Genomic DNA, 14,518 nt, shown 5'->3' with positions numbered 1-14,518 from the left:
CTCAGGCGGTGATGACGCCCAGTTCGCGGCCGATGCGGGTGAACGCGTCGATCGCCCGGTCCAGGTGCTCGCGGGTGTGCGCGGCGCTGATCTGGGTGCGGATCCGCGCCTGGCCCTTGGGCACCACCGGGAAGAAGAAGCCGATGGCGTAGATGCCTTCCTCCAGCAGCCGTTCGGCGAAGCGCTGCGCCAGCGGCGCGTCGTACAGCATCACCGGGCAGATCGGATGGGTGCCGGGCTTGATGTCGAAACCGGCGGCGGCCATGCGCTCGCGGAAGTAGGCGGTGTTCTCGACCAGCCGCGCGCGCAGGTCGTCGGCGGCGTCGAGCATCGCGAAGGCCTTGCTCCCGGCGGCGACCACGTGCGGCGGCAGCGAGTTGGAGAACAGGTAGGGCCGCGAGCGTTGGCGCAGCAGTTCGATCACTTCGCGGCGGCCGGTGGTGAAACCGCCCAGCGCCCCGCCCATGGCCTTGCCCAGGGTGCCGGTGAAGATGTCGATCCGGTCCAGCACGCCCTTGACCTCGGCCGAGCCGCGGCCGCTGGCGCCGAGGAAGCCGGTGGCATGGCATTCGTCGATGTGCACCAGCGCGTTGTACTTCTTCGCCAGCGCGGTGATCTCGTCCAGCGGAGCGATGAAGCCGTCCATCGAGAACACGCCGTCGCTGGTGATCAGCTTGGTCTTGCAGCCGGCGGCGTCGGCCGCCTGCAGCTGCGCTTCCAGGTCGGCCATGTCGCAGTTGGCGTAGCGGAAGCGCTTGGCCTTGCACAGGCGCACCCCGTCGATGATCGAGGCGTGGTTGAGCGCGTCGGAGATGATCGCGTCGTGCTCGCCGAGCAGCGGTTCGAACAGGCCGCCGTTGGCGTCGAAGCAGGCGGCGTAGAGGATGGTGTCCTCGGTGCCGAAGAACGCGGCGATCTGCGCCTCCAGTTGCTTGTGCAGGTCCTGGGTGCCGCAGATGAAGCGCACCGAGGCCATGCCGAAGCCGTGCGTGTCCAGCGCGTCCTTGGCGGCCTGGATCAGTTCGGGATGATCGGCCAGGCCCAGGTAGTTGTTGGCGCAGAAGTTGAGCACGCGGCGGCCGTCGGCAAGGACGATTTCCGCCGCCTGCGGGCCGACGATGATACGCTCGGACTTGAACAGGCCCTGGGCGCGGATCGCGTCCAGTTCCTCGGCGTAGTGCTGGGTGAGGCGGGAGTCGGTCATGACGGGCACGCGCGGCGAAAGAAGTGGCGATTTTACCGCGGTGCCCGCAGGCGTCGGTGTCGTCATGCGCAAATGGCATGAGCCGCTGCCCGGAAGTCATTTCACCCGTCGCCTGCCGCTGCGCAGCATGCGTCATGGTCCGCGGCGGGCATTGGCCGCGGCGTTTGCCTGTGGGTTTCCCGGAGAACCATCCATGTCCAGCCTTCCGTCGCGCCGCTGGCGCCTGCTCCTCGCGCTCGCCTTGTGCACGCTCGCCGGGGCCGCGGCCGCCGCCGAGACGCAACTGCTCAACGTGTCCTACGATCCCACCCGCGAGCTGTACCGGGACTACAACGCCGCCTTCGCCAAGCACTGGGCGCAACTGCATCCCGGCGAGCAGGTGGCGGTGGAGACCTCGCACGGCGGCTCCGGCAAGCAGGCGCGCGCGGTGATCGACGGGGTCGAGGCCGACGTGGTGACGCTGGCGCTGGCCTACGACGTCGACGCGATCGCCGCCAAGAGCAAGCTGATCGATGCGAACTGGGCCACGCGCCTGCCCGACAACAGCGCGCCCTACACCTCGACCATCGTGTTCCTGGTGCGCAAGGGCAATCCCAAGGGCATCAAGGACTGGCCGGATCTGCTGCGCAGCGGCGTGTCGGTGATCACCCCCAATCCGAAGACCTCCGGCGGCGCGCGCTGGAACTACCTGGCCGCGTGGGCCTACGCCGACCACATCTTCAAGGGCGACCGCGAACGCATCCTCAACTACATGCGCGCGCTGTTCCGCAACGTGCCGGTGCTGGACACCGGCGCGCGCGGCGCCACCACCACCTTCGTCCAGCGCGGCATCGGCGATGTGCTGCTGGCCTGGGAGAACGAGGCGTTCCTGGCGCAGCAGGAACTGGGCCAGGACAAGTTCGAGATCGTCGTGCCGAAGCTGTCGATCCTGGCCGAGCCGTCGGTGGCGCTGGTCGACAAGAACGTGGACAAGCACGGTACCCGCGCGGTGGCCGAGGAATACCTCAAGTACCTGTACTCGCCGGAAGGACAGAAGATCGCGGCCAGGCACTACTACCGGCCGCGCCATCCCGAGTATGCCGACCGCGCCGACCTGGCGCGCTTGCCGAAGGTGCGCCTGGTGACCATCGATCAGGCATTCGGATCCTGGGCCAAGGCACAGGCCACGCACTTCGACGATGGCGGCCTGTTCGATCAGATCCAGGCGAGCAAGTGACGCGATGGCCGTGACCGCCGATGCCGTTCCCCGCGCACCGCGCCAGCGCCGGGTGATGCCCGGCCTGGGGTTGAGCCTGGGCATCACCCTGACCTGGCTGGGGCTGGTGGTGCTGATCCCCTTGCTCGCGTTGCTGCTCAAGACCAGCGGGCTGGGCTGGGAGGGCGTGTGGCGGGTGTGGAGCGAGCCGCGGGTGCTGGCGGCGTTGCGCCTGAGCTTCGGCACCGCGCTGGCCGCGGCCGCGTTCAATGCGGTGATGGGCACCTGGGTGGCCTGGGTGTTCGTGCGTTATCGCTTTCCCGGCAAGCGCCTGTTCGACGCGATGATCGACCTGCCGTTCGCGCTGCCGACGGCGGTGGCCGGCATCGCCCTGACCGCGCTGTACGGCAGCAACGGCTGGATCGGCCGTTGGCTGGAGCAGCCGGCGCAGGCACTGGCGGCCAGCCTGCCGGTGCTGGCCTGGTGGTGGCCGCGGCTGGCACTGTTGCTGGTGTTGTCGGCCATCGGTTACGCGCTGCTGCGGCGCAGCCAGCCGCTGCTGCCGGCACCGCTGCGCGCACTGCAGCGCCTGTTCGGCACGGTCGCGGTGCTCAGCCTCGCCGCGCTCGGCGTGGGTGGCCTGCTGATCGGCTATGCCGGGCTGATGCACAGCAGCGGCGCAGGCGGGATCAAGGTCGCCTACACGCCGCTGGGCATCGTCGTGGCGCTCGTGTTCGTGGGGCTGCCGTTCGTGGTGCGGATCGTGCAGCCGGTGCTGGCCGAGGCCGAGCGCGAGCTGGAAGAGGCGGCGGCCACGCTCGGTGCCGGGCGCTGGCAGACCGTACGCCGGGTGCTGCTGCCGACGCTGTGGCCGGCGGTGCTGACCGGGTTCGCGCTGGCGTTCGCGCGCGGCGTCGGCGAGTACGGCTCGGTGATCTTCATCGCCGGTAACCTGCCCAACGCCACCGAGATCGCGCCGTTGCTGATCACCATTCGTCTGGAAGAATTCGACTACGGCGGCGCCAGCGCGATCGCCGCGGCGATGCTGCTGTTGTCGCTGCTGTCGTTGTTGCTGGTCAACGCGGCGCAGGCCTGGTTCGCGCGGCGCGGCCGGGCGGTGGCGTGATGGCGTCGGTGGTGGCCGCGCTGGCGGCACGCGGCCCCGGGCAGGCCGGTGCGGGCGCCGTCCAGGCGCACGTGCAGGCCTCGGTGGTCGACGAGCCCCGCTGGGTGCGGCGGCTGCTGATCGGCGGCGCGCTCGGCTTCCTGCTGGCGTTCCTGCTGCTGCCCTTGCTGCTGGTGTTCGTCGAGGCGTTGCGCGGCGGCGCCGGCGTGTTCTGGCGTGCGATCTCCGATCCCGATGCGCTGGCGGCGATTGGCCTGACCCTGGTGGTGGCGGCGATCGTGGTGCCGTTGAACCTGGTGTTCGGCGTGGCTGCGGCGTGGGCGGTCAGCAAGCACCGCTTCCCCGGCAAGCGCCTGCTGGTGAGCCTGATCGATCTGCCGTTCTCGGTGTCGCCGGTGGTCGCCGGCTTGCTGTTCATCCTGCTCTTCGGCCGCAACGGCTGGGCCTGGCCGCTGATCGACGAGGGCGTGCGCCTGCACCTGCCGCTGTTCGGCGAGGTCCTGCTGCACCTGCCGCGGATCGTGTTCGCGCTGCCGGGCATCGTGCTGGCGACCACTTTCGTCACCTTCCCGTTCATCGCCCGCGAGCTGATGCCGCTGATGGAACAGCAGGGCGACGACGAGGAACTGGCAGCGCTGAGCCTGGGCGCCAGCGGCTGGCAGACGTTCCTGCGGGTGACCTTCCCGAACATCCGCTGGGGCCTGCTGTACGGCGTGCTGCTGTGCAGTGCGCGGGCGATGGGCGAGTTCGGCGCGGTGTCGGTGGTATCCGGGCATATCCGCGGGCGCACCAACACGCTGCCGCTGCATGTGGAGATCCTCTACAACGAATACGCCTACAGCGCTGCCTTCGCCTGCGCGAGCCTGCTGGCGCTGACCGCGCTGCTGACGCTCGCCGTGAAGTCCTGGCTGCACTGGCGCCACGGCGCGGCGCTGGCCGCCACTCACCGACATTGAGGTTGCAATGAGCATCCGCGTACAGCACCTGAGCAAGCGCTTCGGCGACTTCGCCGCGCTCGACGACATCAGCCTGGACATCCGCCAGGGCGAACTGCTGGCGTTGCTGGGGCCGTCCGGCTCCGGCAAGACCACGCTGTTGCGGGTGATTGCCGGACTCGAACACGCCGATCGCGGACGCGTGCTGATCCACGGCGAGGACGCCACCGCGCTGTCGGTGCAGGCGCGCCGGGTCGGCTTCGTGTTCCAGCACTACGCCTTGTTCAAGCACATGAGCGTGTACGAGAACGTCGCCTTCGGCCTGCGTGTGCGCCGCGAGGCGCGCTGGACCGAGGCGCGTATCCGCGCGCGGGTGCAGGAGCTGCTGGCGTTGGTGCAGTTGCACGACTTGGAGCGGCGCTACCCGGCGCAACTGTCCGGTGGTCAGCGCCAGCGCGTGGCGCTGGCGCGCGCGCTGGCGATCGAGCCGCGCGTGCTGCTGCTCGACGAACCGTTCGGGGCGCTCGACGCACAGGTCCGCCGCGACCTGCGGCGCTGGCTGCGCGAACTGCACGAACGCACCGGCCTGACCACGGTGTTCGTCACCCACGACCAGGAAGAGGCGCTGGAGCTGGCCGACCGCGTGGCGATCCTCCACCGCGGACGGATCGAGCAGGTCGGCAGCCCGGCGCAGGTCTATGAGCAGCCGGCCTCGCCCTTCGTGTACGGCTTCGTCGGTGCGGTGAACCGGCTGCCGGCGCGCCTGCACGACGGGGCGGTGCAGGTCGGCGGGTTGGCCTTGCCGGCGCCGTCGACCCTGCTGTCCACCGGCCCGGTCGAACTGTACGTGCGACCGGAAGACCTGGCGCCCGGCAGCGAGGGCTGGGCGGCGACGGTGCTGTCGATCCAGCGCAGCGGCCCGCGCCTGCGCCTGCGTGCGCAACTGGCGCATGGCCACGACGAGGTGGAGGTGGAACTGCCGGCGGGCGAGGGCGCATCCGACTATGCGCCGGGCCAGCCGCTGCACCTGCGCGCGCGCCGCTACGGTGTCTTCGCCCGGCCGGATTGAGGCGCCATCGCGGCATTTTCAGCGGCCGCTGACACGCTTGCGTGCCGGTGCCCCTGGCGGCTGTCCGCTCGGTCGCGGCCTGACCACCACGGCGCCGGCCGCCCCTCCTGTCTGGCGGGCCCGTGACCGCGATCGACGGACCGGGGATGTCCGCGCCTGACCCGGACTGGCGGCTGTGTGTCCGGTCATGTCGCGCGGCAGACGAAAAGTTGTTGCGCTGCAAGATCAAAGCGGTTAAAAAACCGTGAAGGCGCTTCTGCGCCAGCGCTGCAACCCCCTCCCTCGTCAACCACAGGAGAATGACCGGTGAACAAGACCACTCTCGCCCTGGCCGTCGCACTGGCCGCTTCGCCGCTCACCGTCCTGGCCCAGGACGCGCCCACCTCGCCGATCACCGGCTCCTACGGCGTGGTCAGTGACTACGTGTTCCGCGGCGTCTCCCAGACCGACAAGGGTCCGGCGTTCCAGGCTGGTCTCACCTACACCTCGCCGTTCGGCCTGTACGTGGGCGCCTGGGGGTCCAACGTCGATTTCGGCGCGGGCGATCCGGATTGGGAAACGGACGGCTTCGTCGGCTACAACGTCGATTTCTCGCCGGACTGGAACTTCGACGTGATGGTCAACCGCTACGGCTACCCGGGCGCCGGCCGGTTGAACTACAACGAACTGATCACCAAGACCAAGTTCCTCAAGACCTACACGCTGACCGTGGCGTACACCGACAACGTGTACAACCTGGACAAGGACAGCTTCTACTACGCGCTGGACGGAAACTGGTCGCTGCCGCAGGGCTTCAGCGTCGGCGCGCACGTCGGCCGCACCACCTACGAAAGCGCGCTGACCGCGTACCAGGACTACACCGACTACAACGTCAGCGTGGGCAAGATGGTCGGCCCGCTGGCGCTGAGCGTGGGCTACTACGACACCGACAACAAGGGCCCGGAGAACTTCACCGAGCGCCTGGCCGGTCACCGCGTGGTGGTTTCGGGCACGATCGCGTTCTGATCGCGTCGCTGCCGCGATGAACGACGAAGGGCGCCGCAAGGCGCCCTTCGTCTTTTCCAGCACCGCCGCGTTGCCGCGGCGCGCGCATTACCAGCTCAGCACGACCTTGCCGGCCTTGCCTTCTTCCATCAGGTCGAAGCCCTTCTGGAATTCGTCGATGGTCAGCTGGTGGGTGAGGACCTTGCCCAGCGGGAAGCCGGACAGCACCAGTTGGGTCATCTTGTACCAAGTCTCGTACATCTTGCGGCCGTAGATGCCCTGCACGGTCAGGCCCTTGAAGATGATCTTGTCCCAGTCGCAGCCGGCGCCGCGCGGCATGATGCCGAGCATGGCGATCTTGCCGCCGTGGTACATGCAGTCGAGCATGTCGTTGAACGCGCGCGGGTTGCCGCTCATCTCCAGGCCCACGTCGAAGCCTTCCATGTGCAGGTCGGCCATCACGTCCTTGAGCGAGGTGTTGGCGACGTTGACCACGCGGGTCGCGCCCATGTCCGCGGCCAGCTTCAGGCGGAAGTCGTTGACGTCGGTGACCACCACGTTGCGCGCGCCGATGTGCTTGCAGATGCCCGCGGCGATGATGCCGATCGGGCCGGCGCCGGTGATCAGCACGTCCTCGCCGATCACGTCGAACTCCAGCGCGCAGTGCGCGGCGTTGCCGTAGGGGTCGAAGAACGCGGCCAGCTCGGACGGGATCTGGTCGGGGATCGGCCACAGGTTGGAGGCCGGCATCACCATGTACTCGGCGAAGGCGCCGTTGACGTTGACGCCGATGCCGACCGTGTTCGGGCACAGATGCGGACGCCCGCCGCGGCAGTTGCGGCAGTGGCCGCAGACGATGTGGCCTTCGGCCGAGACGCGCTGGCCGACCTCGTAGCCGGTGACCGCCGAGCCGAGCTGGGCGATGCGGCCGACGAATTCGTGGCCGATGGTCAGGCCGGGCTTGATGGTGCGCTGGCTCCACTCGTCCCACAGATAGATGTGCAGGTCGGTGCCGCAGATCGCGGTCTTTTCCAGCTTGATCAGCACTTCGTTGGGGCCGGGGACCGGCACCGGCACCTGTTCCAGCCAGATGCCCTTGGCGGCGTCGCGCTTGACCAGCGCCTTCATTGTTTGCGCCATGTCGGTGCAGATTCGATAGGAAGAGGGCGCGCAGTATAAGCGCCCGGCCGATGCGCCCATGTTGCGGCGCGGTCAGGGTGCCATTGGTCACGGTCCGGGCAATTGGTTGCAGCCGTTACACTCTAACGTCTGTCATCAAGGAAACCGCTCGATGCGTTCGAATTCGTTGGCTGTCGCCATCGCCGCCGTGGCCGCCCTGTCCGGCGCCCCCGCCGCCCATGCCGGCGAGGGCATGTGGGTCCCGCAGCAGTTGCCGGACATCGCCGGGCCGCTGCAGCAGGCCGGCCTGAAGCTGTCGCCGCAGCAACTCTCCGATCTCACCGGCGACCCGATGGGCGCGGTGGTCTCGCTCGGTGGCTGCACCGCCAGCTTCGTCTCCCCGCAGGGCCTGGTGGTGACCAACCACCACTGCGCCTACGGCGCGATCCAACTCAACTCGACCCCGCAGAAGAACCTGATCCGCGACGGCTTCAGCGCCGCCAGCCAGGGCGCCGAGCTGAGCGCCGGCCCGAACGCGCGTATCTATGTGCTGGACCGCATCACCGACGTCACCGCGCAGGCCAAGGCGGCCATGGCCGCCGCCGGCACCGACGCGCTCAAGCGCACGCAGGCGCTGGAGGATTTCGACAAGACCCAGGTCGCCGCGTGCGAAGCCGACGCCGGCTACCGCTGCGAGCTGTACAGCTTCTCCGGCGGCAACACCTACCGCCTGGTCCGCACCCTGGAAATCCGCGACGTGCGCCTGGCCTACGCGCCGCCGTCGGGCATCGGCAAGTTCGGCGGCGACGTCGACAACTGGATGTGGCCGCGCCACACCGGCGATTTCTCGTTCTATCGCGCCTACGTCGGCAAGGACGGCAAGCCGGCCGCCTACGCCAAGGACAACGTGCCGTACCAGCCCAAGCACTTCCTGAAGTTCGCCGACCAGCCGCTGGGCGCCGGCGATTTCGTCATGGTCGCCGGCTACCCGGGCCGTACCAATCGCTATGCGCTGGCCTCCGAGTTCGATGCCACCGCGAGCTGGGGCTATCCCACCGCCGCGCGCCAGTACCGCGACCTGATCGCGCTGGTGGAGCAGGCCGGCAAGCAGAACCCGGACATCCAGGTGAAGTACGCCGCGACCATGGCCAGTTGGAACAACGTCGCCAAGAACTACGAGGGCCAGCTGGAAGGCTTCAAGCGCATCGACGCGGCGGCCAAGAAGCACGCCGAGGAAGACGCGGTGCTGGCCTGGCTCAAGCGCCAGGGCGGCGAGGGCAAGGCCGCGTTGCAGGCGCATGCGCAGCTGCTGGCGCTGGGCGAGCAGGCCAAGGCCACCCGCGACCGCGACCTGGTGCTGCGGCAGATGCAGCGGACCGGAACGCTCGGCAGCGCGATCATGCTGTACCGCCTGTCGATCGAACGCGCCAAGCCGGATGCCGAGCGCGAGCCGGGCTACCAGGAGCGCGACCTGCCCGAGCTCGAGGGCGCGATGAAGCAGATGGAGCGCCGCTATGTCGCCGCCATGGACAGCCAGCTGCAGCGCTACTGGTTCGAGCAGTACCTGAAGCTGCCGAAGGCGCAACGCCTGCCGGCGCTGGACCAGTGGCTGGCCGGTGCCGACGCGCAGGCCGCCGCCACGCGCCTGGCCGGCACCCAGCTGGGCAACACCGATGCGCGCCTGAAGTGGCTGCATGCCGACCGCGCCGCGTTCGAGGCCAGCGACGACCCGGCGCTGCGCTATGCGGTGGCGTTGATGCCGACCCTGCTGCAACTCGAGCAGGACCAGAAGCGCCGCGAGGGCGAGGAACTGTTGGCGCGGCCGCGCTACCTGCAGGCCGTGGCCGACTACAAGAAGAGCCAGGGCGAGTTCGTGTATCCGGACGCCAACTCCTCGCTGCGCATCACCTTCGGCAACGTCAAGGGCTATGCGCCCAAGGATGGCGTGGAATACACCCCGTTCACCACGCTGGAGGGCGTGGTCGCCAAGGACACCGGCACGGAGCCGTTCGATTCGCCCAAGGCGCTGCTGGATGCGGCCAAGGCCAAGCGCTACGGCGGCCTGGAGGACAAGCGGCTGGGCACGGTACCGGTGAATTTCCTCTCCGACTTGGACATCACCGGCGGCAACTCCGGCTCGCCGGTGATGGACGCGCACGGCAAGCTGGTCGGCCTGGCCTTCGACGGCAACTGGGAGTCGGTGAGTTCGAACTGGGTGTTCGACCCGGCGATGACCCGGATGATCGCGGTCGATGCGCGCTACCTGCACTGGATCATGCAGGAAGTCATGCCGGCACCGCGGCTGTTGAAGGAGTTGAACCTGGCCAAGTGAGCCAGATCCCGGCGGGCGGCGGCCACGGCCGCCGTCTGTGTGTCCGCCCCGGTGCGCCGGGGGGGAGGCACGGGGATGCAGCGCAGGGTTTCCGGCGACGGAGCGGGTATCATGCCGCTCCGTTTTCGTTTGCGAGACGGGCCCTTCCTCCCCCCAAGGATTCCAGCGCATGCGCATTCTGCTCGCCCGCCATGGCGAAACCCCGTGGAACGCCGAAGGCCGCTACCAGGGCCAGATCGACATCCCGCTGTCGCCGGTCGGCGACGCGCAAGCGCAGGCGCTGGGCGCACGCCTGCGCGAGGTGCCGCTGACTCGCGCCGTGGCCTCGCCGCTGGCCCGCGCGCAGCGCACCGCGCGCTTCGCGCTGGGCCCTGAGCGCGAGGCGTTGCTGCAGACCGATCCGGACCTGCAGGAGATCGCCCACGGCGAGTGGGAAGGCCTGTTGGCCAGCGAGATCCACGAGAAGGACCCGGCGCGCCTGCGCGCCTGGCGCGAGGAGCCGGATACGGTGCTGATGCCGGGCGGCGAGTCGCTGCGGCAGGTGCTGGAGCGCTCCTGGCGCGGCCTGGCCCGCGCCGCCGAGGGCCTGGGCGAGCACGACACGCTGTTGGTGGTGGCGCACGATGCGGTGAACCGGGTGATCCTGTGCCGTGTGCTGGGTCTGCCGATCGCGCGGCTGTGGAGTTTCCGCCAGGCGCCGACCACGCTGAACCTGCTGGAAGGGCCGGACGTGGAGCATCTGGAAGTGGTGCGCTTGAACGATTGCGCGCACCACACGCCGTTCTTTGGCGAGGCGAAGCATCGGGCGCTGTAGGGCGGATCATGATGCGCGTATAGCGTGCGTCGTCTCGTCGACGAGTTAATCCGTCCCGCTTCCGATGCGGTTTGTTTGGCCGTTGCCGTTGCCGTTGCCGTTGCTGTGCTTTTGCTGTCGCTTTTGCTTTGCTTTCCGGGATCCCGTGAGCCGCGGCACTTGGCATGGGCGAAAACCCCGAAGGGGCGGCGCGCAGGAAGCGCGCCGTTTTTCGCCGGCACATGGATGTGCCGTCGAAAAATGCCCAGGCCAAGTGCGAACCCGGAGCGCGCAGCGCGTAGGGCGCGGCGCCCGGGTGTGCTTGACCAGCCATTCGGCTGTGTTGAAGCGTTTCTTTTGGTTACTTTTCTTTGCACAAGCAAAGAAAAGTGACTCGCGCGTCAGCGCGAAAGCTGTTGCTCCTGAGTGGTGAGCGAGCAAGCGCGCACCTCTCGTCGAAAGGTTGAAAATACCCACATGAACACCCTTCCCGAATGGCTCGCCTATATCGAGCGCCAACACCCCCAGGACATCGCCATGGGCCTGGAACGGGTGCGCGCCGTGGCAGCGCGCATGGGCCTGACCAAGCCGGCCAAGCACGTCATCACCGTCGGCGGCACCAACGGCAAGGGCTCGACTGTCGCCTTCGTCGAGGCGATCGCGCGTGCCGCCGGCTGGCGCGTGGGCAGCTACACCTCGCCGCACCTGCTGCGCTACAACGAACGCGTACGCATCGACGGCGAAGAGGCCAGCGATGCCGACCTGGTGAGTGCCTTCGCGGCAGTGGAGGCCGCGCGCGGCGACACCGCGCTGACCTACTTCGAGTACGGCACGCTGGCGGCGCTGTGGCTGTTCCAGCAGGCCAAGTTGGACCTGGCCGTGCTGGAAGTCGGCCTCGGCGGCCGGCTGGATGCGGTGAACTTGGTCGATGCCGATGTGGCGGTCATCACCACCGTGGACATCGACCACACCGACTGGCTCGGCACCGACCGCGAAGCGATCGGTGCGGAAAAGGCCGGCATCGCGCGGCCGTGGAAACCGCTGGTGCTCGGCGAGATCGATCCGCCCTCCAGCGTGCTGCGCCGCGCTTATGCGATCGGCGCCAATGCGCTGCGCGCCGGCAGCGACTTCTTCCACGAGCCGATCGACGCCGAACGCTGGCGCTGGCGCGATGTCGGCACCGAACTGCAGTTGCCGCTGCCGCAGTTGCGCGCGCCGGTGCAGCGCGCCAACGCCGCCACCGCCATCGCCGCCCTGCGCGCGCTGCGCCGGTCGTTGCCGCGCAACGCCTACGCCGAGGGCATCGCCGCCGCGCGCCTGCGCGGGCGCCTGCAGCCCTGCGTGCGCGACGGGGTGGAGGTGCTGGTCGACGTCGGCCACAACCCGCAGGCCGCGCGCGAGCTGGCCGCCGCGCTGCAGGCGCAGCCGGTCGCCGGCCGCACCTGCGCGGTGTTCGCGGCGCTGGCCGACAAGGACGCCGCCGGGGTGGTGGACGCCCTGGCCGCGCAGGTCGATGCCTGGCACCTGGCCGGCCTGGGCGGCAACCGCGGCCAGAGCGCTGCGCAGTTGCGCACGCGGCTGGCGGACACGGCCGCCGCCGGGGCCGGCATCGCCGAGAGCGTGGCGCAGGCGCTGCAGTCGGCGCTGGCGCAGGCGCAGCCGGGCGACCGGGTGCTGGTGTTCGGCTCGTTCCATACCGCCGCCGAGGCGCTGCACTGGCTGCATTCAGCCGCCTGATCCCGCCTCCGCGCGGGCCGACCTTATAATCGGCACGGCACTCCGCCACGCCGCCCCCTCAGCCTTTCCGTGGATACCGTCCTGAAACAGCGATTGATTGGCGCCCTTGTCCTGGTAGCGCTCGCCGTGATCTTCCTGCCGATGCTGGTGAAGGGGCCTGCGCCCGACAGCGGCGTGGCCAACGTTCCGCTGAAGGCGCCCGAGGCGCCGGCCGACGGCCAGTTCGAGACCCGCGAGCTGCCGCTGGTGACCCCGGGCGACGCGCCCAGCGGCGGGGCAGTGGGCATGGCCAAGGCGCCCGGTGCCGCCGCGGCGCCAGCCGCCGCGCCGGCGCCGGTCCAGAACAATCCCGATGCCGCCGACCTGGCGGATCCGGCCGCCGGCAGCGCCGCGCAGCCGTTGCCGCCGAGCACGGCCGCCGGCAACTACGCGGTGAACTTCGGTGCCTACGCCACCGCTGCCGACGCCGATGCGGTGATCGCACGGCTCAAGCAGGCACAACTGCCGGGCTTCCGCGAGCAGGCCACGATCGGCGGGCGCCAGGCCTGGCGGGTGCGGATCGGGCCGTATGCCGATCGCGCCCAGGCCGAATCGGTGCGCCTGCAGGCGGTCAAGGTCCGCAACGACGTCAATGCCCAGGTGGTGACCCTGGACGCGGCGCCGAGCAACGCCACCCCGGCCAGCGTCGCGCCGGCCGCCGCCAGCAACGTCGCCGCCGCTGCGCCCGCCGCCCCGGCCAAGACCGAGGCGCTGCCGCCGGAGCCGGCCAAGCTCGTCGCCACCGCCAAGCCGGCGACGCCGCCGGCGCCCAAGCCGGAACCGGCCAAGCCGGCCGTGACCAAGCCCGAACCCACCAAGCCGGCGGCCACCCCGGCCACCACGGCGGCGGCCAAGCCGGCGCCGAGCGTGCCGGCCGCGCCGGCGGCCTCCGGCACCGGCTTCGCCGTGCAGTTGGGCGCCTTCGGCAAGGCCGAGGACGCCAATGCCCTGCGCGACAAGGTGCGCGCGGCCGGCTTCAGCGCCTTCGTCGAACAGGTGCGCACCGACAAGGGCGCGCTGAACCGGGTGCGGGTCGGCCCGGTCGCCAATCGCGCCGATGCCGAGCAGTTGCGCGCCCAGGTCGCGGCCAAGGTCGGCATCAGCGGTATGGTACGTCCACATCCTTGATCGGGCCTCGGCCCATGGAGTAGCACGATGGTCCAGGGAAGGCAGGCGCGACGCGCGATCGGCGCGATGCAGCGGCTCGGCCGCGGGAGGCGCGCATGATCGACATGGTGCTGTTGACGGTGATCCTGGTCTCGGCGCTGCTCGGCGCCCTGCGCGGGTTCGTCGGCATCGTGGTCGGCACGCTGTCCTGGTTCCTGGCCGGCTGGGCCACGTTCCAGTTCGGCGGCAATGCCGGGCAGTGGCTGGCCAACGGGTCCCGGCCGAGCATGAGCTACTACCTGGGCGGCTACGCGTTGACCTTCGTGACGGTGATGGCGGTGGTCGCCATCGTCGGCATGGTGATCCGCACGGCGGTGCGCTCGACCGCGCTGTCGGGCACCGACCGCGCGCTTGGCTTCGGCCTGGGTGCGGCGCGCGGCGGCTTCTTCGCCGCGGTGCTGGCATTCCTGATGAGCTTCACCCCGCTGACCCGCGAGCCGGACTGGCAGCGCTCGATGGTGCTGCCGGTGCTCAGCCCGGGCGTGGGCTGGATGCGGGCGCAGCTGCCGGACTGGCGCATGCCGCAGATGCCGCAGCTGAACCTGTCGCAGATGCCGCAACTGAACGTGTCGCAGATGAATTTGGGCAACATGCCCGCGGCAGGCGATAATGCCGCGTTGGGCAACGCCCTGCAGGCCAGTGGGCTGCAGGAGATGATGTCCAAGGCCCTGGGGCGTCCCGGGGTGCGGTCCGCGCAGCCCGGGGGCGATCCGTCGCAACTGATGCCCGCGAACATCGATCCGGCGCAGGCGCGTCCGGCGCAATCCGACCCGGCACGGGTCGAACCCAACGGCCAGGCACGGCCACCTTCCCAATAG

11 protein-coding genes and 1 pseudogene are annotated in these 14,518 nt (G+C 69.7%); 10 read left to right on the top strand and 2 right to left on the bottom strand.

Annotated features, from left to right (window positions below; genetic code table 11):
* Position 1: 1 nt before the first annotated feature.
* Entirely contained in the window at positions 2–1,204 is a 1,203-nt protein-coding gene (gene kbl, locus RAB71_RS17340) for a glycine C-acetyltransferase (RefSeq protein WP_010341353.1), read from the bottom strand.
* 193 nt (positions 1,205–1,397) lie between these two features.
* Here kbl and RAB71_RS17335 point away from each other — a divergent pair, with 193 nt between their 5' ends.
* From RAB71_RS17335 to RAB71_RS17315, 5 genes and pseudogenes are all read left to right on the top strand, one after another.
* Positions 1,398–2,420 (top strand): sulfate ABC transporter substrate-binding protein, encoded by a 1,023-nt coding sequence (locus RAB71_RS17335; protein WP_010341354.1) that lies wholly within the window; start codon positions 1,398–1,400, stop codon positions 2,418–2,420.
* Positions 2,421–2,676: 256 nt separating this feature from the next.
* The gene (locus RAB71_RS17330) at positions 2,677–3,525 is read left to right on the top strand and encodes an ABC transporter permease subunit (RefSeq protein ID WP_234006643.1); all 849 of its coding nucleotides are present in this window, start codon (positions 2,677–2,679) and stop codon (positions 3,523–3,525) included.
* A gap of 89 nt (positions 3,526–3,614) precedes the next feature.
* Positions 3,615–4,481 (top strand): annotated as a pseudogene (cysW, locus tag RAB71_RS17325) (sulfate ABC transporter permease subunit CysW); the annotation flags it as partial.
* 7 nt (positions 4,482–4,488) lie between these two features.
* Entirely contained in the window at positions 4,489–5,529 is a 1,041-nt protein-coding gene (locus RAB71_RS17320) for a sulfate/molybdate ABC transporter ATP-binding protein (protein WP_010341357.1), read from the top strand.
* Positions 5,530–5,856: 327 nt separating this feature from the next.
* Complete coding sequence (locus RAB71_RS17315) at positions 5,857–6,534, top strand: TorF family putative porin (protein WP_234006644.1); 678 nt, start codon at positions 5,857–5,859, stop codon at positions 6,532–6,534.
* A gap of 87 nt (positions 6,535–6,621) precedes the next feature.
* Here the strand turns inward: RAB71_RS17315 and tdh are convergent, their stop codons facing one another.
* Positions 6,622–7,653 (bottom strand): L-threonine 3-dehydrogenase, encoded by a 1,032-nt coding sequence (tdh, locus tag RAB71_RS17310; protein ID WP_029561876.1) that lies wholly within the window; start codon positions 7,651–7,653, stop codon positions 6,622–6,624.
* Between the two features lie 151 nt (positions 7,654–7,804).
* Here tdh and RAB71_RS17305 point away from each other — a divergent pair, with 151 nt between their 5' ends.
* From RAB71_RS17305 to RAB71_RS17285, 5 genes are all read left to right on the top strand, one after another.
* Entirely contained in the window at positions 7,805–9,964 is a 2,160-nt protein-coding gene (locus tag RAB71_RS17305; RefSeq protein WP_010341360.1) for a S46 family peptidase, read from the top strand.
* Between the two features lie 169 nt (positions 9,965–10,133).
* Positions 10,134–10,778 (top strand): histidine phosphatase family protein, encoded by a 645-nt coding sequence (locus RAB71_RS17300; protein ID WP_010341361.1) that lies wholly within the window; start codon positions 10,134–10,136, stop codon positions 10,776–10,778.
* Positions 10,779–11,234: 456 nt separating this feature from the next.
* The gene (folC, locus tag RAB71_RS17295) at positions 11,235–12,494 is read left to right on the top strand and encodes a bifunctional tetrahydrofolate synthase/dihydrofolate synthase (protein ID WP_104609543.1); all 1,260 of its coding nucleotides are present in this window, start codon (positions 11,235–11,237) and stop codon (positions 12,492–12,494) included.
* Positions 12,495–12,563: 69 nt separating this feature from the next.
* Entirely contained in the window at positions 12,564–13,661 is a 1,098-nt protein-coding gene (locus tag RAB71_RS17290; protein ID WP_104609542.1) for an SPOR domain-containing protein, read from the top strand.
* Positions 13,662–13,756: 95 nt separating this feature from the next.
* The gene (locus RAB71_RS17285) at positions 13,757–14,518 is read left to right on the top strand and encodes a CvpA family protein (protein ID WP_010341098.1); all 762 of its coding nucleotides are present in this window, start codon (positions 13,757–13,759) and stop codon (positions 14,516–14,518) included.

The organism is Xanthomonas sacchari (genome assembly GCF_040529065.1).
GTDB classification, from domain to species: domain Bacteria; phylum Pseudomonadota; class Gammaproteobacteria; order Xanthomonadales; family Xanthomonadaceae; genus Xanthomonas_A; species Xanthomonas_A sacchari.
This window is presented reverse-complemented; position numbering and strand designations above follow the sequence as displayed.